General features: G+C 56.3%; 18 protein-coding genes. 10 read left to right on the forward strand and 8 right to left on the reverse strand.

The genetic code is table 11. The features are described from left to right. Positions 1-248 precede the first annotated feature (248 nt). Positions 249-635 carry a hypothetical protein gene (locus LKE90_RS12680; RefSeq protein ID WP_291494637.1) on the reverse strand — a complete coding sequence of 129 codons (387 nt, stop codon included), beginning with the start codon at positions 633-635 and terminating at the stop codon, positions 249-251. Between the two features lie 120 nt (positions 636-755). On the opposite strand from LKE90_RS12680, the gene LKE90_RS12685 reads away from it, so the two are divergent. The 4 genes from LKE90_RS12685 (at position 756) to LKE90_RS12700 (ending at position 5,831) form a co-directional block, all read left to right on the forward strand. Next, on the forward strand, positions 756-2,309 hold the full coding sequence (locus LKE90_RS12685) for a recombinase family protein (RefSeq protein WP_291494638.1): 1,554 nt from the start codon (positions 756-758) through the stop codon (positions 2,307-2,309). Further along, positions 2,309-3,193, forward strand: a complete 885-nt coding sequence (locus tag LKE90_RS12690) for a plasmid partitioning protein RepB C-terminal domain-containing protein (RefSeq protein WP_291494639.1) — start codon at positions 2,309-2,311, stop codon at positions 3,191-3,193. Before LKE90_RS12685 ends, LKE90_RS12690 begins: the two co-directional genes overlap by 1 nt. Further along, a complete protein-coding gene (locus tag LKE90_RS12695) occupies positions 3,190-4,074 on the forward strand; it encodes a plasmid partitioning protein RepB C-terminal domain-containing protein (RefSeq protein ID WP_291494640.1) in 885 nt (294 codons plus the stop codon). The genes LKE90_RS12690 and LKE90_RS12695 overlap by 4 nt, the downstream gene beginning before the upstream one ends. 434 nt (positions 4,075-4,508) lie before the next feature. Then, a complete protein-coding gene (locus LKE90_RS12700; protein ID WP_291494641.1) occupies positions 4,509-5,831 on the forward strand; it encodes an NAD(P)/FAD-dependent oxidoreductase in 1,323 nt (440 codons plus the stop codon). Positions 5,832-5,916: 85 nt separating this feature from the next. On the opposite strand, the gene LKE90_RS12705 is transcribed toward LKE90_RS12700, so the two are convergent. Further along, complete coding sequence (locus tag LKE90_RS12705; protein WP_291494653.1) at positions 5,917-7,173, reverse strand: ammonium transporter; 1,257 nt, start codon at positions 7,171-7,173, stop codon at positions 5,917-5,919. Between LKE90_RS12705 and LKE90_RS12710 the strand changes: the two genes are divergently transcribed. After that, positions 7,121-7,255: a hypothetical protein gene (locus tag LKE90_RS12710; RefSeq protein ID WP_291494654.1), complete on the forward strand. Its 135-nt coding sequence runs from the start codon at positions 7,121-7,123 to the stop codon at positions 7,253-7,255. The genes LKE90_RS12705 and LKE90_RS12710 overlap by 53 nt on opposite strands. Positions 7,256-7,463: 208 nt before the next feature. Here the strand turns inward: LKE90_RS12710 and glnT are convergent, their stop codons facing one another. From glnT to LKE90_RS12740, 6 genes are all read right to left on the reverse strand, one after another. Next, on the reverse strand, positions 7,464-8,783 hold the full coding sequence (gene glnT / locus LKE90_RS12715; protein ID WP_291494642.1) for a type III glutamate--ammonia ligase: 1,320 nt from the start codon (positions 8,781-8,783) through the stop codon (positions 7,464-7,466). Positions 8,784-8,850: 67 nt separating this feature from the next. Next, positions 8,851-10,188: an FMN-binding glutamate synthase family protein gene (locus tag LKE90_RS12720; protein WP_291494643.1), complete on the reverse strand. Its 1,338-nt coding sequence runs from the start codon at positions 10,186-10,188 to the stop codon at positions 8,851-8,853. Between the two features lie 7 nt (positions 10,189-10,195). Further along, the gene (locus LKE90_RS12725) at positions 10,196-10,891 is read right to left on the reverse strand and encodes a protein glxC (RefSeq protein WP_291494644.1); all 696 of its coding nucleotides are present in this window, start codon (positions 10,889-10,891) and stop codon (positions 10,196-10,198) included. Beyond that, entirely contained in the window at positions 10,888-11,787 is a 900-nt protein-coding gene (locus LKE90_RS12730) for a class II glutamine amidotransferase (protein WP_291494645.1), read from the reverse strand. The genes LKE90_RS12725 and LKE90_RS12730 overlap by 4 nt, the downstream gene beginning before the upstream one ends. A 107-nt stretch (positions 11,788-11,894) precedes the next feature. Continuing rightward, complete coding sequence (locus LKE90_RS12735; RefSeq protein ID WP_291494646.1) at positions 11,895-12,560, reverse strand: helix-turn-helix domain-containing protein; 666 nt, start codon at positions 12,558-12,560, stop codon at positions 11,895-11,897. 36 nt (positions 12,561-12,596) lie between these two features. After that, a complete protein-coding gene (locus LKE90_RS12740) occupies positions 12,597-13,565 on the reverse strand; it encodes a LysR family transcriptional regulator (protein WP_291494647.1) in 969 nt (322 codons plus the stop codon). Positions 13,566-13,645: 80 nt separating this feature from the next. Between LKE90_RS12740 and LKE90_RS12745 the strand changes: the two genes are divergently transcribed. From LKE90_RS12745 to purU, 5 genes are read left to right on the forward strand one after another with little or no spacing between them, the layout of a single operon-like run. Then, complete coding sequence (locus LKE90_RS12745) at positions 13,646-14,905, forward strand: sarcosine oxidase subunit beta family protein (RefSeq protein WP_291494648.1); 1,260 nt, start codon at positions 13,646-13,648, stop codon at positions 14,903-14,905. A gap of 7 nt (positions 14,906-14,912) precedes the next feature. Beyond that, complete coding sequence (locus LKE90_RS12750; protein ID WP_291494649.1) at positions 14,913-15,212, forward strand: sarcosine oxidase subunit delta; 300 nt, start codon at positions 14,913-14,915, stop codon at positions 15,210-15,212. Then, the gene (locus LKE90_RS12755) at positions 15,209-18,214 is read left to right on the forward strand and encodes a sarcosine oxidase subunit alpha family protein (protein WP_291494650.1); all 3,006 of its coding nucleotides are present in this window, start codon (positions 15,209-15,211) and stop codon (positions 18,212-18,214) included. The genes LKE90_RS12750 and LKE90_RS12755 overlap by 4 nt, the downstream gene beginning before the upstream one ends. Continuing rightward, positions 18,207-18,800, forward strand: a complete 594-nt coding sequence (locus LKE90_RS12760) for a sarcosine oxidase subunit gamma (protein ID WP_291494651.1) — start codon at positions 18,207-18,209, stop codon at positions 18,798-18,800. Before LKE90_RS12755 ends, LKE90_RS12760 begins: the two co-directional genes overlap by 8 nt. Beyond that, a complete protein-coding gene (purU, locus tag LKE90_RS12765) occupies positions 18,797-19,675 on the forward strand; it encodes a formyltetrahydrofolate deformylase (protein ID WP_291501017.1) in 879 nt (292 codons plus the stop codon). Before LKE90_RS12760 ends, purU begins: the two co-directional genes overlap by 4 nt. Positions 19,676-19,690: the final 15 nt, after the last annotated feature.

Below are 19,690 nucleotides of genomic sequence, written 5' to 3' on the forward strand. Positions count from 1 at the left end.
TAACAAAGGTTATTTTTGCTGATGGCGTCACAATAAATATCTGACGGAAGAAGGAGATGGTGGAACAGGCAGGTCATTTCGCTTTTATGGCAGAGTATGCGCCAACACTGATCAGGCTGGACCTGCTCCACAGACGATGCACCCTGTAAAGGGAGCGGCGTGACCCAGCAAACAGGAGGAGCGACAACGCGTCATTCGGAATTACCGAAGGACGGTTGACAGCTCCAGTTACAGCATCGTCGAAATCTTCAGTCCAACGGAAGATATTTCAGAGCGGCTATCAGAACGCACCGCAGTTCTTTTAGGATTTTCCTTTCCGATACGGCACGCTGAAGATCCTCACGTTCAGATAGTTTCAATACAGCCATCGTGACTTCATCGGAATGCCGCATCAGAACGACAAGACTTGATCCGTTGGGTCCGTTCTTCGCGCTCAACCAGTTCCCGACCGTTCGCATGTTGGCGCCCGTTAGCCGGGCAATGTGTTTCACATGCGCCGGTGTGCTCCCGAAGTCGCGCCTGAGCGCATCCGCAATAATGACCGCGAACGTAGCTTCGGTATCGGCAGACGGGTCGACAGGAAAATTATTTCCGTCCTTCGCGTGAATTTTTCGGTCTTTGTTTGAAAACGACATTCCACTCTTCCTTGAAGTAGGAAGGAGAGTGTCGGGGCAGGACGGATGCAGGCCGAACGTGACTGGATCGTGGATCAAAATTTGAGCGGACGGAATTCCGTCCGAAGCGTAGAGCCGGGGATGACAGTGGAAGCATCTGGAGGGACAATCACGGTACGCGCTGCCCAATATGTGCGGATGTCAACAGATCATCAGAAATACTCAACGGAGAATCAGGCGGAGATCATCGCCGCGTATGCCGCGCGCCGAAATTTTCAGATCGTACGGAATTACGCTGACGAAGGGCGGAGCGGTCTCAATATCGCCGGGCGCGACGCGCTCCAACGTCTGATCGGGGATGTGCAAAGCGGAAACGCCGATTTCGAGGCTGTTCTCGTGTACGACATCAGTCGCTGGGGACGCTTTCAGGACGCCGATGAGAGCGCCTATTACGAGTTCATCTGCCGCGAGCGCGGAATTAACGTCCATTATTGTGCGGAGCAATTCGACAATGATGGAAGCCTCCCGTCGAACGTCATGAAAAGCATCAAGCGCGTGATGGCCGGCGAATATAGCCGTGAATTGTCAAGCAAGGTCTTCACGGGGCAATGCCGCCTGATTACGCTCGGCTATCGTCAGGGCGGCCCAGCCGGTTATGGATTGCGCCGTTTTCTCGTGAATGAGAACAATGAGCGAAAGGCCGCTCTTGCGCGTGGAGAGCATAAAAGCCTTCAGACCGACCGTGTCATCCTCGTCCCCGGTCCAGACGAGGAAGTCGGGACGGTGCTCCGGATTTATCGGCTGTTTGTTCTGGAACGCCGATCGGAGCGGGAGATCGCCACCATCCTGAACAGTGAAGGACGAGTGACCGATCTTGAAAAACCTTGGACGCATGCAATTGTCCGTCAGATTTTGACGAACGAAAAGTATATTGGAAACAATGTCTACAATCGTGTTTCCTTCAAGCTCAAGCAGAAGCGCGTGGTAAACGACGCCGATATGTGGGTTCGTGGCGACGGTGTCTTCGAAGCGGTCGTCGATCCCGCGCTATTCGAGGCAGCGCAGACAATTTTCGCCGAACGGTCGCGCCGTTTCTCTAATGATGAATTGCTCCGGATGCTGTCCGATCTCCTGTCCTTGCGGGGAACACTCTCGGGCATGATCATCGACGAAGTCGAGGATATGCCCTCCACGGCCGCCTATCGGCGCCGCTTCGGCAGTCTTCTGCGCGCCTATGAACTGATCGGCTATCAACCGGCCCGCGACTATCGGTATATCGAGACGAACCGTCAGCTTCGGTTGATGCATCCTGAGGTGGTCGCCAGCACCATAGCGGGCATTGAGGCTATCGGCGGAAGCGTCATCGCCGACCCGCGCAACGATCTGCTTTTGGTCAATCAGGAGGTTACGCTCGGGCTGGTCATTGTCCGGTGCCAGACGACCGCCGCAGGATCTCTTCGCTGGAAGGTCCGTCTGGATGCAAGCCTTCGTCCTGATGTGACGATCGTGGTCCGGCTCAACCCGGACAACAAAACCGTGAAAGACTATTACCTTCTACCGTGGCTGGATGTCGGCGACAGACCACGGCTTGGAATGGCCGAGGAGAACGGGATCGATCTGGATTCCTATCGGACTGACGATCTCTCCCCTCTTTTTCACATGCTGCGTCGCCATACGTTGGAAGAACCGCTTTGATGTCCGAAATCGTTATGATTCCTATTGCTGCGATCGAGGTTCTGAATCCGCGCTCCCGAAACCGGAAGATCTTCGACGAGTTAGTGGAGAGTATCCGCAGGGTAGGTCTCAAGCGGCCGATTACCGTCCGGCGCTCAGCGGACGGGACGCGTTACGAACTGATCTGCGGACAGGGCAGGATGGAAGCCCTGCTGAAGCTCGATCAGACAGAGATACCGGCCATGGTCATCGAAGCCACACGTGACGAATGTTTCGTGATGAGTCTCGTAGAGAATCTGGCACGGCGGAACCTCACGTCACTCGAACTGATCCGTGAGGTCGGCTCCCTTCGCGAGCGGGGATACAGCAATGCCGAAATCGCCAAGAAGATCGGTTTCAGCACCGAATATGTCTATTCTATCAACACTCTTCTGGAAAAGGGCGAGGAGAGATTGCTTGATGCCGTTGAGCGCGGGATCATCCCTCATACGATTGCAGCAGAGATCGCCCGCGCAACGGACGCCGAGGTCCAGAAGGCGCTGACCGAGGCTTATGAAGCCGGTGAACTTCCCGGCGACCAGATTCTGGCCATCCGTCGGATCGTGGATGATCGGAATGCTCTGGGCAAAGGGATCAAAGGGATGAGGTCAATCCGTGAAGGCGGTAAAAGGGCTCAACCGACGACTGCGGCTGCACTCGTTCGAGCCTATCAAAAGGAGGTCGAGCGACAGAAGATGCTGGTGAAGAAGGCGCATCTCACACAAGGCCGACTCACATTCATCGTTGGTGCGATGGGTAAGCTGCTCGCAGAGGATCACTTCATCCAACTGCTTCGGGCCGAAGGGCTCGCGCATCTGCCGCAGCCTATTGCCGCGCGTCTTGGCATTGAAGAGGCTCGGTCATGAGCAAGCCGATCCGCATTTCTTTCGAACGAAAAGTGTATCAACTGCCTCTCGGCGCGATCCTTCCGCTCAGACCGATGACGAAACGGATTATCGTTTCAAAACGTTATGAACGCATTGCGACGACCGTCGGCGTGGTCGGCGTCATCGAGCCGCTTGCTGTCGCCAAGGCCGATCGGGAAGGACGGCATATGCTTCTCGATGGGCATCTGCGGTTGCATGCGTTGCAGGAACAGCAAGCGGATAGCGCGCCCTGCATCATCTCGGATGACGATGAAGCCTTCACTTACAACAAGCGGGTCAATCGTCTGGCGACAGTTCAGGAACATTACATGATCTCTCGTGCAATCGATCGGGGGGTGCCACCAGCCATGATCGCCACCGCCCTCGGCATCGAGGAGAAAATGGTGATGCGTCGGCGCAGCCTGCTTGACGGTATCGCCCCCGGCGCGGTGGAGATTCTCAAGGATCGACCGGTTAACATGCAAGTGTTCGATATCCTCCGTAAGATGAAGCCATACAAGCAGACCGAGACGGCTGAATTGATGGTAGCGATGAACAATCTCACCGCCGCCTATGCAAAGGCGATCTTGGCGGCGACAAGGCAAACTGATCTCGCGAAACCTGACCGGCCAAAAATCACGGCTGGCATAACGCCGGATCAGATGGCCAGAATGGAACGCGAGATGGAGAAGCTCACGAAGGACTACCGCGCCATTGAGGCGACATTCGGCGATGATGTTCTCCAGCTTGTCCTCGCTGGCCGTTATCTTGAGCGGTTGATAGAGAACACGAAGATCATCAGCTATCTTGAGGCGCGCTATCCGGAAATTATAGCTGAGTTCCGAGTTATTGTGTCTGCAACATCGCTTGATGCGGGCTGATGTGTTTATTCCAGATGTAATATGGAATTACCAATTGCTGTTGCCTCAAATCGGGATTTACGCCTGACGCTGCTTTGGCAGGTTTTTGTTAGGCGGTTCGTTGGGTTTTTACCCGCAATGCGGACATGGTTTGTCTTGTCGTCTAGTGAAACGATCAATGATGGCCTTTCTGACGCACAGCCTGTGTCATCGTCCCAGTTCGCATGTGACCTGAAGAATCCAGTGTCATCACGCGGTGCAGATAGAGACGGAGAAGGCATCACGATAAACGCTTTTCTCCCAGCAGTGCATCTTGTCTACGCCATCATCGGTACTAACTGACGACATGCCCTATTGATATGATACTCAGGGATGCATATATTTTCTTTTAAGGAAAAATATTTTCCTTAAAAAGAAACGCTGCTGTCGCGGGAATCAGTAATGTGCGGAAAAATGTGACTACGCTGGCGGACTTGGCACAAGGGCATGTTACCGACCTTGCCATGCAGCCTTACTGGTGGCGATTGATGCCACCGGAGACTGCGGGGCTGGAACAGCTTCCGAAAAAAACTGATGTAGCCATTGTCGGATCAGGTTTCACTGGGCTGTCGGCAGCGTTGACGCTTGCGTGCGAAGGTCGTTCCGTGACTGTTCTCGAGGCAGGACGCCTGGGCTTTGGGGCTTCCACACGCAATGGCGGGCAGGTCGGATCAGGCAACCAGAAATTCAGAGTGGCGACGCTCATTGAAATGATGGGTATCCAAAAAGCGGAGGCCATGCTGCGTGAGGGCGTCGCGATGCTTGATCATATCGATGCGCTTGTTCACGAATTGAAGATTGAGTGTTTCTTTGTACGCTGCGGACGGTTTCGTGGCGCTGTAAGGCCCGAGCATTACGAAGCTATGGCTCGGGATATGGAAGATTTGCGACGGCATGCGCGGGTCGAGTCCTTTATGGTCCCCAGGTCTGAACAGCACAGGGAAATCGATACCGATTATTTCTTTGGTGGCTCGGTGCTGCCGCAGGATGCTTCATTGCATCCCGGTCTCTATCACGCAGGGTTATCGGAGGCAGCGGCAAAGGCAGGCGTACAACTTATCGGTGAGACACCTGTAAGGGCCGTACAACCCGAAACGAATGGGTTCAGTGTTCATACGGATCGGGGAATAGTGCGGGCACGCAATGTCATTATTGCGACCAACGGATATCGTCAAGATTTCAATACGTTCTGTCGCAAGCGGATTGTTCCGGTGACATCTTCTCTGATTGCTACAACGCCAATGAACAGAGAGCGGCTGGAGGCGCTTTTTCCGGCCGGACGTGTTTACGGTAATTCCGCCCGTGTTTTTTCTTATTTTCGTAAGGCGCCCGATGAACCGCGCATCATCTGGGGCGGTCGTGTGGGAAGGAACGCGGGGGAAATGGAGCCCCGGGCTTATGCGCATCTTGCAAGAGATATGCTCAAGGTATTTCCACAGATTGCGGATGTAGGTGTCGCCCACGCCTGGTCAGGGCGCATCGGTTATACATTTGACGAATTTCCTCATCTTGGCCGTACGCCAGATGGCATTCATTATGCGATGGGGTATTGCGGAACAGGGGTGTCACGCTCCACTTGGTTCGGCCGAAAGATCGCTCTGCAACTCATGGGGAAACCTGAAGGGTTTTCAGAATTTACCGGATTGCGATTTCCTTCACATTTCTTTCAGGCATTTGCGCCGATGGCCGTTCCATTTGTCGAACAGTGGTATCGGTCGAAAGATGCATTGGAAAAATAATCGGATAAAACAGTGATAATCTGAAATTTATTTTGTGAAACTGAAGCGGAAAGGGCCACATCACAGGATGTGGCCCCATGTCATATCAGACGTGAAGGGTTTCCCCATGTTCCGCGAGGTCAAGACCTTCAAGTTCGACATCGGGTTCAACACGCAACCCCATGGTCTTGTCGAGAATGAAGAGCAGAGCGCCTGTAACCGCCATGGTGTACACAGCCACAAGCAGGGTATCCTGACTCTGGACGATGACCTGTTTCCAGTTTCCGTAAAGCAGGCCGTTCTTGCCTTCTCCACCAATCGCCGAGGAAGCGAAGATACCGGTCAGGATGGCGCCAAGACCACCGCCTACACCATGAATGCCCCAGACATCCAGCGCATCGTCATATCCGAAGCGATGCTTTAGTCCGTTCACGGCCCACAGGCAGACCACGCCTCCGATTGCGCCCATGATCATGGCGCCCGTAGGTGTGACAAAGCCACATCCGGGTGTGATGATCACGAGCCCTGCAATGGCTCCCGAAATGGCTCCAAGAAGGCTTGGTTTGCCGTGCAGTTTCCATTCGGCCAGAACCCACGCCACAAGCGCGGCGGAGGCCGCGATCTGGCTGTTGAGAAGCGCCATGCCGGCCGTTGAATTGGCGCCCAGAGCGGAGCCGCCATTGAAGCCAAACCAGCCGCCCCAGAGAAGACAGCCTCCCAGCACGGTAAGGATCATGTTGCTTGGCGCCATACTGTTGATGCCATCGGATTTACGGCGTCCCAGCATGATGGCGGCGATCAAGGCCGAGGAACCGCTTGTAACATGTACGACAAGGCCACCGGCAAAATCCAGGGCGCCAGTGGATGCGAGGAAACCGTCTGGTCCCCACGCCATGTGGCCGACTGGACAGTAGATCAGGAGAGCCCAGAGAGCCATGAAAACCATGGAGGTGGAGAATTTGAAGCGTTCAACCGTAGCGCCAAGCACGATGACGGGCGTGATGGTGATGAAGGTCAGTTCGAACATGGCGAACACGACTTCCGGCAGATTGGGAACGCTGGGCAGGAAGGATGTGAGCGTCACACCCTGCATGAACGCTTTACCAAAACCACCAATGAAGGGGGTGCCTGCGGTAAAGATCAGGCTGTAGCCGCAGATAAACCAGATGAGACTGATGATTGCGCCAGCGGTGATACCCTGCATGCACATGCTCAGCACGTTTTTCTTGCGAATCATACCACCATAAAAAAGGCAGATACCCGGGAAGAGCATAAAAAAAACAAAAATTGTCGAGCTGAGAAGCCAGGCCATGTCACCAGCACTGAAAGCCGGTTCCGTATCAGCCGCGAACGCCGCCGGCATGAGGAGGAATGAACAGGACAGAAAGAACAGGAAAGATCGTAAGGGCATGGCGCGTCTGTGGTCCTATGTCTGGAAGGAATAAGACGTGACATCCTGATGCATGAAATGCTCAGGATCTGAGGGAACTGCATTATTGCTCACGAGAATTGAGAAGCCTCATGACTCATGAAAGGCGTCTCAATTCGTGAACGGAACATTCCTTATCTGCAACAATAAAAATACAGAACAGAAAAGAAAGTGCGGATTCAGGCAAGATGTTTCGTCGTAGAGTTTAAAAGAATGGAGGACAATCAGCAGTCGAGAGTTGAAGTGCGTTCCCATTCTGACAGATGACCACAATGAGCATTCCATTCGGCGGTTTTCAGTTTGAGATAAGGATCAACAAGACCATCATCCAGCATGGCGCGCAGTGCTGTTGATTTGTCGAGAGCCCTCATGGCGTCAAGAAGGTTCAAAGGCAGACGCTTGGCGTCCTTGATCTTGTGACCATCCGTATACATGTTGATGTCGAGTGATTTTCCCGGATCACGCTTGTTTTCAATTCCATCCAGTCCGGCGGCAAGAAGAGACGCCTGAAGCAGGTAGGGATTGGCGGCGCCATCGGGAAGACGCATTTCGAACCGTCCGCCGCCAGGCACGCGGATCATGTGAGTGCGGTTATCACCCGAGTAGGTGACGGTGTTGGGAGACCATGTGCTTCCGGAAACGGTACGCGGGGCATTGATACGCTTGTAGGAATTTACAACGGGATTGAGAATCGCACACAGTGCGTCGGCGTTGTGGATCAATCCGCCAACGAAATTGTATCCGCTCTCGGAAATTTCCAGGGGGTCCTGCGGATCGTAACAGATGTTTTTTCCCTCTTTCCACAGGGAAATATGAGCGTGGCAGCCATTTCCAGTCAGATGCATGAACGGTTTCGGCATGAAGGTCGCACGCAATCCATGCTTTTCGGCGATAGCGCGGGCCATGAATTTGAAGAAGACATGTCGATCCGCAGTAACCAGAGCGTCCGCATACTTCCAGTTCATCTCGAACTGGCCGTTGGCGTCTTCATGATCGTTCTGATAGGGCTCCCAGCCCAGTTGCTGCATGGCGTCACATAATTCTGCAATGATGTCATAACGACGCATGAGAGCAGAAGCGTCATAGCAGGGTTTGTTTGAGGCGTCATGCTCGTCCGCTACCTGCTCCCCATCCGGGGTAATCAGGAAGAATTCACATTCGACGCCTGTTTTTACTTCAATTCCACGTTTTGCCGCCCGGCTGATGAGGCGTTTGAGCGTATTGCGTGGCGCCTGAGTAACGGACTCTCCATGCATCATCAGATCGGAAGCCAGCCAGGCCACTTCCGGTTTCCATGGCAACTGTATCAGGGAATTGGGATCGGCCATCGCGATAAGATCGGGATCGGCCGGAGACATATCAAACGAGGCTGCGAAACCTGCGAAACCTGCGCCATTTTTCTGTGTGCTGGTGATGGCTGCGGCTGGAACGAGCTTGGCGCGTTGCGAGCCTAACAGATCAATAAAAGAAATAAGAAAATAACGGATGTTCTTTTCACGGGCAATTTCCGCAAGATTATCCGCGTTCTGCTGACTGTTGGTCATGGGGATAGTCCATTTCTTCTGACGGCCCCGCATTGACGGTTGCGGGGCGCATATATGTGGAAACTCCTCAGAAACCCGCTTTTCCGGGATACCAGTTGGTTCCCGCGAGCGGTAACTGCGTCATGGCGGCAGCTTCCATGTTGAGGGCGACGAGGTCTTCCGGTTCCAGATTGTGCAGGTGACTCTTGCCGCAGGCCCGGGCGATCGTCTGGGCCTCCATCGTCATCACGGACAGATAGTTCGCGATACGACGGCCGCCGAGGATCGGATCAAGCCGTTTGGCAAGTTCCGGGTCCTGTGTCGTGATACCTGCCGGATCGCGGCCATCCTGCCAGTCGTCATAGGTGCCAGGTTTTGCGCCGAGTTTTGCATATTCGGCCGCCAGATCAGGACTCTGGTCTCCCAGTGCGATCAGAGCAGCCGTGCCGATGGCCACCGCGTCGGCACCCAGTGCGAGCGCCTTGGCCACATCGGCTCCGGTGCGGATGCCGCCCGAGACGATGAGTTGCACTTTACGGTGCATCCCCAGATCCTGAAGCGCCTGCACGGCCGGACGGATGGCGGCCAGAATGGGCAGGCCTACATGTTCGATGAAGACTTCCTGCGTGGCGGCTGTTCCGCCCTGCATGCCATCGAGCACGACGACGTCAGCACCAGATTTTACGGCAAGGGAAATGTCGTAATAGGGGCGGCTGGCACCGACCTTGACATAAATTGGCTTTTCCCAGTTGGTGATTTCGCGGATTTCTTCAATCTTGATTTCAAGATCATCCGGTCCGGTCCAGTCAGGATGGCGACAGGCCGAGCGCTGGTCAATGCCTTCTGGAAGATCACGCATCTTCGCAACACGCGCCGAGATTTTCTGACCGAGGAGCATGCCGCCGCCGCCCGGTTTGGCGCCCTGGCCCACGACGATTTCAATCGCATCCGCCTTGCGGAGATCGTCCGGGTTCATGCCGTAACGCGAGGGTAGATACTGATAGACCAGTGTTGAGGAGTGACCACGCTCTTCCGGTGTCATTCCGCCGTCACCCGTCGTGGTGGACGTGCCCACAGCGCTGGCACCACGTCCCAGCGCTTCCTTGGCTTGGGCGGAAAGCGCACCGAAAGACATTCCGGCGATGGTGACGGGTGTCTTCAGGTGAATGGGTTTCTTTGCAAAACGTGTGCCAAGAACAACTTCCGTTCCACAACGCTCACGATAGCCTTCCAGCGGATAACGCGACATGGAGGCGCCAAGAAACAGCAGGTCGTCAAAATGCGGCAGTTTGCGTTTGGTGCCGCCACCACGGATGTCATAAATGCCGGTCGCGGCTGCACGCTGGATCTGGGAGATGGTGAATTCGTCGAATGTTGCCGAATACCTTGGAAAAGTCTTCGTCACATCATGATGATTTTCGGTCATGGCTGCCTCAGTAAGCGGATGCGTTGTCAACGCGGAAATGGTACAGCTTGCGAGCCGAACCATAACGGCGGAATTCATCGGCCTTGATGTCGATGACGCCACCTTTTGAAAGCAGCTTCGTGAGGTTCTGGATGTCTTCGGGCGTCATTTCCTTTTCCTCACAGTCCGCGCCGAGACTTTTTACCGCTCCTCTGACAAAGATATTCGTTTCGTAAAGAGAGTCGCCAAGCGCTTCGCCAGCGTCGCCGCACACGACCAGATTTCCGCTCTGGGCCATGAAGGCGCTCATATGGCCAACGGAACCCCGTACGACGATATCCACGCCTTTCATCGAGATGCCGCAACGCGCCCCGGCATCTCCGTCAATGACCAGAAGGCCGCCATGGGCGGTGGCGCCAGCGCTTGAACCAGCGTTGCCTTTCACATGCACGCTGCCACTCATCATGTTTTCGGCGACACCCTGCCCGGCATTGCCGTTGACTACGACGTTCGCGCGTTGATTCATGCCCGCGGCATAGTAACCGGCATGACCGTCAATGGTGACGGAAACGGGCTGTGTCAGCCCGACCGCCAATGAATGGCGTCCTGCCGGGTTATGAATTTCCCATGCCCCCTCAGCGCCTTCCTGCTGAAGCGTGCTGTTCAGTTCACGCAGGGTTGATGCGCCGAGATCAAAAATCCGGGTGTTGCGAGCGCAACTCATGCAGCGTGCTCCCAATGATAGACGCGCTGGGGTTCGGGTTCGAAAACCCTGGCGTTTTCAATGCCGGGCAGGTCAGCGAAGGCGCGATATTCCGATGCGAAAGCCACGTAATCGTCCGTTTCGGCCATGACGGCTGGCTTGCAGGCGACAGGGTCACGCAAGACCGCAAAACCTTCACGGGTTCCGACAACGAAAGTGTAGAAACCATCAAGTTCTTTCAGGGAGGATTCAAGAGCCTGATCGAGCTTGTCGCCCTGCGAGAGACGCCACGAGAGATAACCTGCGGCGACTTCAGAGTCGTTTTCTGTCTCGAAGGTCAGACCTTCATTGATGAGACGACGACGCAGCGTGTTGTGGTTGGACAGCGAGCCATTATGCACAAGGCACTGGTCAGGACCGGTGGAGAAGGGATGTGCGCCTGCAATGGTGACTGCGGATTCTGTTGCCATACGGGTGTGACCGATTGCGTGCGTGCCCTGCATTTTTTCAAGATCGAAGCGCGCCGCCACCTCTTCCGGAAGACCCACGCCCTTGTAGAGTTCGATGCTTTCGCCGCTTGCGGCGAAATGCACGCCATGCCCAAATCCGTTGACGAAGGCGCGGATGGCGGGTTCCAGATCGGAAGCATAGGTCAGGACGACGTGATCCTGATGTTTGACGACATTGGCACTTCCACCGGCAGCTTTGAGAAAACCGGCTTCAAAGTCACCAATATTGTCCGCTGAGATGCCACGGACAGTCATCTTGCGCTGACCTGAAGCCGGAGAGCCGTAGACGGCAAAACCGGCGCTGTCCGGCCCGCGTTCTGTCATGGTTTTGAGCATGAGGGACGTAAGACGTCCAAGTTCGGGCTGAAGAGCCGGGTTTTTAATGAAGAGACCGACGATGCCACACATCGTGAAAACCTCCGAAGAGTGTTTGATGATGGCGATCCTAAACAGAACGATTACGAAACTGTCAACTTAAAAGAATAAAGTTTTCTTATAAAGAAAGTATGTCTCTGTCAGTCGGTATGTCGGGAATAAGTAATAATGGAAAGATAGCTTATTGATCCTGTGAGAAATTTTTCAGGACCATGGGGAGCCTGACTGTCAAACATCAGGGTATCTCCCGGACCCATTTCGTAGGTCTGGTCACCGTGTCGATAGATCAGACGGCCGGTGAGCATGTAGATCACCTCGATTCCATCGTGGCGAAAACTGACGTAGGGTTCGGCGCCTTCATGGAGGCTGATGAGGTAAGGCTCCACCACGACAGGACCGCTGAGCAGATGACCCAGCAGATTGTACTGATGGCCGGCTTTCGTGCCGCGTCGTTCGATTGTCACGCCCTGACCCGAACGTACAAAGGAGCAGTCACGCTGTTCCTCCGCCGTGGCGAACAACTGACTCAATGAGATGTTCAGGGCGTGGGAAACAGACTGGAGCGTCGCGAGAGAAGGCGATATCTGGCCGTTCTCGATCTTGGAGAGCATCCCAAGAGAAATGCCCGCCGCATTGGCCAGTTCGGTGCCTGTCAGATCAGCCTTACGCCGTTTTTCCCTGATCTGTGCGCCCAGTGATTCCTCAAGAGTGAGTTCGCGCGCCGGAGTGGCGGAAGACCCTGTGGCAAGATCATCGGTCTGGGTAATTGCTGTCTTGCGTTGAGAGGTCCGACGGGGTGTTGCCATTAAGCTCAGTTCTCCAGCGACTTGGATCTATCAATCTCAGGATAGAATCCGTATCTGATCGCTGAATTCAGGAAAGAGAGCAATAAGATCCGTCATCATTCTTGTGTGCAGACGCTCCCGCAAATGGAGCATCAGATCAAGCGGAAGCCGTCCGAACTCGCGCCGTCGTCCGACAAGCGTCAGATGCCGATGGAAAGATCCAACTGGCAGAGGATGGCAGATCATGCCCGAACTGGCGCGGAAGCCGGCTTCATAAAGGCAGAGAGGGGTGGTAATGGCGACGCCTCCGGCCCGACACGCAGAGAAAACTCCATAAGGAAGATCGTATTCCTGCTGGAAGGGCACGTCTATCCGAAGCCGACGCAGATAGCGCTCCACTTCCGAACCGGTCCGTGACCGCTGTGAAAAACGGATAAAGGGATGGCTGAGAAGGAGCGCACGCATGTCTTCCGTCGTTTTTGGCGGGGCAACACCGTCCGGACACAGCAGGAGATAGGGCTCCTCGATCAGCGGCCAGCGCTCCAGCCCGGCGACATCTTCCATTTCATCGACACCGATCACGAGATCGATCTGGCGCGTGAGAAGGGATGTGCCGTGAGATTCGGTCAGCCCTGCATGCACGACGAGGCGACCGACCCGTTCATACATGAATTCCGAAAGATGAGGTAAAATGGCCCGTGAGAGTGAATCCACCACACCAAGCCGCAACTGAGGGACGCGGCCATGCTTCATTTCCTGAATGCCAACCGCGATATGGCGCATTTCGGCAAGGAGACCGGTCGCATTCTGACGCAGGACAGCCCCTGTGGCGGTCAGAGCGAGCGGACGCACATTGCGATCGAACAGTCTGGTGCCGAGACGGGTTTCCAGTTCGGAAATGGTTTGTGAAATGGCTGGCTGTGTCACGGACAATGCCCGGGCTGCTGCTGCCATGCTGCCGTTTTCACAGACCGCAAGGAAGACGTTCAGCGAAGAAAGATCGAAAGGCAGATCTCTGAGAGTCATAGCCTATTATAAGAAAAAATTATTCTATCACAAGCCATATCGTTTTCTAAACGATATGAAGCACAGAGCGTGGGACGATCATGCAGACCAACCGTTACTCCCTGTTTTCCCTGTTGAGGGAAGCGTGCCGTGGGAACACGGGCTGGAAACCCGCATGGCGCAAGATCGAACCGTCTGGCCCATATGACTTCGTCATCGTGGGCGGCGGCGGTCACGGACTGGCGACGGCGTATTATCTTGCAAAGCGCTACGGCGGCAAACGGATTGCCGTTGTGGAAAAGGGCTGGATCGGCGGCGGCAATGTCGGGCGCAACACGACGATCGTGCGTTCCAACTATCTGCTGCCGGGAAACGAGCCTTTCTACGAATGTTCCATGAAGCTCTGGGAAGGTCTTGAGCAGGACATCAACTATAACGCCATGGTCAGCCAGCGTGGCGTGTTGAATCTTTTCCATAACGACGCGCAGAAGGCGGCCTATATCCGTCGCGGCAACTCCATGATCCTGCATGGCGCGGACGCCGTGCTGCTGGATGTGGAAGGCGTGCGCAAAAAAGTTCCTTTTCTGAACTTAAACGACGCGCGGTTTCCCATAAAGGGCGGCCTGCTTCAGCCCCGGGGCGGCACGGTGCGTCATGACGCCGTGGCATGGGGTTACGCACGGGCGGCGGATCGTCTTGGCGTGGACATCATTGAAAACTGTGAGATGACGGGTCTCCGGATCGAGCAGGGCAGGGCTGTCGGTATCGAGACGACAAAAGGTTTTATCACGGCTGGAAAAATCGGTCTGGCCTGCGCGGGAAATTCCTCACGTGTCGCTGCGATGGCGGGACTGCGACTGCCGATCGAAAGTCACGTGTTGCAGGCGTTCGTCAGTGAAGGTCTCAAGCCCTTCATAGACTGTGTCGTCACTTTTGGAGCTGGACATTTCTATATCAGCCAGTCCGACAAGGGTGGTCTTGTCTTCGGAGGCGATATTGATGGGTACAACTCCTACGCCCAGCGCGGTAATCTTCCCGTGATTGAGGATGTCTGTGAAGGCGGCATGGCTCTGATGCCACGGATCGGTCGCGTCAGGCTGCTGCGTCACTGGGGCGGGCTGATGGACATGTCGATGGACGGGAGTCCGATCATCGACCACACGCCAGTAGATGGTCTCTATCTGAATGCCGGCTGGTGTTACGGAGGGTTCAAGGCCACTCCTGCCTCTGGGCTCTGCTTCGCTCACCTTCTGGCCCGGGACGAACCGCATCCCGTGGCGACGGCATACCGGCTGGATCGCTTCGCACGCGGCGCCGTGATCGACGAAAAAGGTATGGGCGCGCAGCCCAACCTGCATTGAGGTTCCTATGCGTCTGACCTGTCCTTTCTGTGGCTCTCGTGGCCTTGAGGAATTTACCTACCGGGGCGATGCCTCTGTCCGGCGACCGGCCGCAGACGCCAGCGAGCAGGCGTGGGTGGACTATGTCTATTTGCGTGACAATCCCTGCGGGCGTCATCAGGAGTTATGGTATCACGGTGCTGGCTGCCGCTCCTGGCTTGTGGTGACACGTGATACGCGGACCCATGAGATTTTCGATGTCCGCAATGCGCGAGACGTGGCTGTGGCTGAACGTCAGACAGAAGCAGGCAAGGGAGAGAACTCATGAGCGCTGCTCCTGTGCAAACTTTTCGTGTCAGAAGCGGCAACGGTGTCGATACCAGTCGATCCCTTCATTTCTCTTTTGACGGGAAAATCTACACCGGCCATCCCGGTGATACGCTCGCCTCAGCCCTGCTGGCCCATGGTGTGCGTCTCTTAGGGCGCTCCTTCAAATATCACCGTCCGCGCGGTCTGCTTTCGGCGGGACCGGAAGAACCGAATGCTCTTGTCGAACTTCGTGACGGGGCAAGGCGTGAACCCAATAGCCGTGCCACCGTGGTCGAACTGTTCGACGGTCTGAATGCCTCCAGCCAGAATCGCTGGCCCAGTCTTTCCTTCGATGCTCTGGGGATGAACGGTCTTTTCTCATCCGTGCTCGGAGCCGGGTTCTACTACAAGACCTTCATGTGGCCCGCGTCCTTCTGGGAAAAGCTGTATGAACCCATGATCCGCCGGGCGGCCGGACTCGGACGGGCTGCGGACGAGGCTGATCCCGATCTTTATGAAAAAGCCACGGCGTTTTACGATGTGCTTGTGGTTGGCTCCGGTCCCGCCGGACTTGCGGCGGCGCTGACTGCGGGGCGTTCCGGCGCACGGGTGATCCTGTGTGAACAGGATGCGCTGCTCGGAGGACGCCTGCGGGACGAAAGCGCGACGCTCGATGGTAAAGCCGGTTGGCAGTGGGCGGAACAGGTCCGTCAGGAACTTGCTGACATGCCGGACGTCCGGGTGATGACGCGCACCTGCGTTTTTGGCGCCTACGACGGCGGCACCTATGGCGCGCTGGAACGGGTGGCGGATCATGTGGCGATCCCGAAGGAGGGGCAGGCGCGTCAGCGGCTATGGCGGATCGTTGCCCGTGAATGTGTGATGGCGACGGGAGCGATCGAACGGCCTGTTGTTTTCCCGAATAATGACCGGCCCGGCGTCATGCTGGCGGGTGCCGTGCGCACTTACCTCAACCGGTTTGGTGTGGCAGCGGGACGGAAAGCCGTTCTGTACACCTGCAACGATGACGGTCTGCGCACGGCGCTTGATCTCCGGCGGGCCGGTGTGACCATCGCTGCCATTGTGGATTCCCGCCCTGCCGGAGTGGGTGATGGCGCTCAGGTGGCTGCTCGATGTGGCGCGGCCTTTTTCTCCGGCGGCGCCATTGCCGACTGTTACGGGCATTCCGGTGTAAAGGCCGTCCTTGTTCGGGATGCATCCGGAAAGACCATATCCATCACGTGTGATCTCGTCGCCATGTCGGGAGGCTGGTCGCCCAATGTGGCGTTAGCTACGCATCAGGGAAACCGGCCTGTCTGGCATGACGACCTGTGCGCGTTTCTGTCCTCGACTTTCCCGCCGGGTATGGTCGCCGCAGGGGCTGCCGCCGGCGTGTTCGACACGGCGGCAGCGCTTCATGACGGGGCCGTCGCCGGGCAGCGGGCTGCTGTCGCCTGCGGCTATGCAGCGACATTGCCGGTGCTGCCGGAAGCCGAGCCGACACGGTACGCCATCCGGGCGCTGTTTCATGCTCTCAAGGGAGTGCCGTCTTCGAAAAAAGCCAAGGCGTTCGTCGATTTTCAGAACGATGTCACAGCCAAGGATGTCGCGCTCGCGGCGCGGGAAGGGTTTGTCTCGGTCGAGCATCTCAAGCGCTACACGACGCTTGGCATGGCGACGGATCAGGGCAAGACCTCCAACATCAATGCTCTGGCGCTGCTTGCCGAAATCACGGAACGCACCATTCCTCAGACGGGAACGACTCTGATCCGGCCACCGGTTCAGCCTGTCGCCGTTGGGGCGTTGGCTGGCCCACATCGGGGAACACATTTCAAACCCACCCGTCTGCCGCCGACCCACCAGTGGGCGGAAGAGCAGGGGGCGGTGTTCACCGCGAACGGCCTGTGGCTGCGTGCACAGTGGTTCCCACGTTCCGGTGAAAAGGACTGGCTGGAGACGGTCAGCCGGGAAGTGCGCACGGTGCGTGAGGCCGTCGGCTTCTGCGACGTCACCACGCTGGGTAAAATCGACATTCAGGGCCCGGATGCTGCGGAGTTTCTCAATCGGGTCTACGTCAATGCGTGGCTGAAACTTGCTGTCGGACGTGTCCGATACGGGCTGATGCTGCGTGAGGACGGGTTCGCCTATGATGACGGCACCACGGCCCGTCTGGGCGAAAATCACTATGTGATGACAACCACGACCGCGAATGCGGGCGGGGTGATGGCTCATCTTGAGTTCTGTCATCAGTGGCTGTGGCCGGAGCTTGATGTGCAGTTCATCTCGGTGACGGATGAATGGGCGCAGATTGCCGTAGCCGGACCGAAGTCGCGTGCCGTTCTGGAAGAGATTGTCGATCCGCCATTCGATCTTTCCAACGAAGCCTTTCCCTACATGGCGGCGGTGGAACTGACGGTCTGCGGTGGCGTGACCGCCCGCTTGTTTCGCCTCTCCTTCTCCGGTGAACTGGCTTACGAACTGGCTGTGCCTGCCCGCTATGGCGATGCGCTGGCGCGGCTGCTGATGAAGGTGGGTGAACGCTTCGGGATTGCGCCTTATGGCACGGAAGCGCTGGGTGTGCTCCGTATCGAGAAAGGGCATCCCGCTGGCGCGGAGCTGAACGGTCAGACCACGGCGCATGATCTCGGCATGGGGCGTCTACTGTCCACGAAGAAAGACTTTATCGGTAACCGGATGGCGCAGCGGCCTGTGCTGACAGATCCGTCCCGTCCCACACTGGTCGGCATTCAGCCGGTCAATCCCGAGGACATGCTGGTCGCCGGTTCGCATCTTCTGCCACAGGGAGCGCCCGCCACAGCGGCCTCTGATCAGGGATGGTTGTCTTCGGTCGCATGGTCACCCTGTGTCGGATCGTGGATTGGTCTGGGTTTCCTGAGCAATGGTCCTGCCCGCAAAGGCGAGATCGTGTCGGTTCATAATCCGCTGGCTGGAACAATCATTGCCGCACGCGTCGTCGATCCGGTGTTTGTCGATCCCAAAGGAGAACGTCTCCATGGCTGATCAGTTATTGCCTGTGCTGCCTGTGAAATACGGCTCCCTGCGAGTGGGCGGCATGACATTCGAGCAATCCCCGCTCGCCGAGACTGTCAGTCTGGGCGCTTTTTCGGGGGACGGGCGAGACGCACTCGTCAATAGAATTCACGAGGCGTTCGGGGTCATGCTTCCTGAGCATCCTCGTGCAGTGCATACGATGGATGGTCGATGCGCCTTTCTCTGGAACGGACCCAGCCAGTGGCTGGCGATTGCCGAGGACGGTGCAGGTCTGCTGTCCCGACTGCGTGAAGTCTGTGAGGATGTCTGTGCGTTGACATCCCAGAGTGACAGCCGCGCCATCCTGAAACTGTCCGGTCCGGACAGCCGGGAAGCAGCGTCACGGCTTGTGCCGATTGACCTGCACCCGAGAGCATTCGGCAAGGATCATGTCGCGTCCACGCTTGCCGGGCATATTCCGGTCATCATGTGGCAGACAGATGACGTGCCGACTTATCTTTTTCTTGTCTTCCGGAGTCTGGCCGCAAGCCTGTTCCATGACTTCTCTGTCGTCCTGAATGGTTTTTCTTCTTCAGAAATGGATACCTGTGTATGACAACGCTCTCTCCTGACGCCAAAGGCTATATCCTGACGCTGAGCTGTCCGAACCGCCCGGGCATCGTGGCCGCCCTGAGCCAGACCCTGTTCGAGGCTGGCGCGAACATTACCGAAGCGCAGCAGTTCGATGATACGGGCAGCGGCAGCTTTTTCATGCGGATCATGTTCGATATCGTGAAAGGTGGACGCACGGAGGCTGATCTTCGCGGGATTGTCGAGACGCTGACGGGCCAGTTCCAGATGCAATACCGTCTGAACTGTCAGTCCTATCGTCCCAAGGTCATGATCCTTGTGTCGAAGTTCGATCACTGTCTGGTGGATCTTCTGTATCGCTGGCGGATCGGCGAGCTTCAGATCGACCCTGTCGGTATCATCGCCAATCATCCTGAAGAGACATACAGGGATGTCGATTTCTACGGGATTCCGTTTCATTATCTGCCGATTACCAAAGACACGAAGACGGAGCAGGAAGCCCGCATTTTCTCGCTCGTGCAGGAAAGCCAGACGGAACTCGTCGTGCTGGCGCGCTACATGCAGATTCTGTCCAATGAGATGGCATCGGCCTTTTCCGGACGCTGCATCAACATCCACCATTCGTTCCTGCCGGGATTCAAGGGGGCACGGCCCTATCATCAGGCGTGGAATCGCGGCGTAAAACTGATTGGCGCGACAGCGCATTATGTCACCAGCGACCTTGATGAAGGCCCGATCATTGAACAGGATGTCGAGCGCATCTCGCATGCGGACAGCCCGGAAGATCTGATCCGCAAAGGGCGCGATATCGAGCGCCGGGTTCTGTCACGGGCCGTGCGGTATCACATCGAGATGCGCACGATCCTGAACGGGAACAAAACCATCGTGTTCACTTCCTGACGGATACGGAGAGAG

It is taken from the genome of Acetobacter sp. (assembly GCF_022483985.1).
Classification (GTDB): domain Bacteria; phylum Pseudomonadota; class Alphaproteobacteria; order Acetobacterales; family Acetobacteraceae; genus Acetobacter.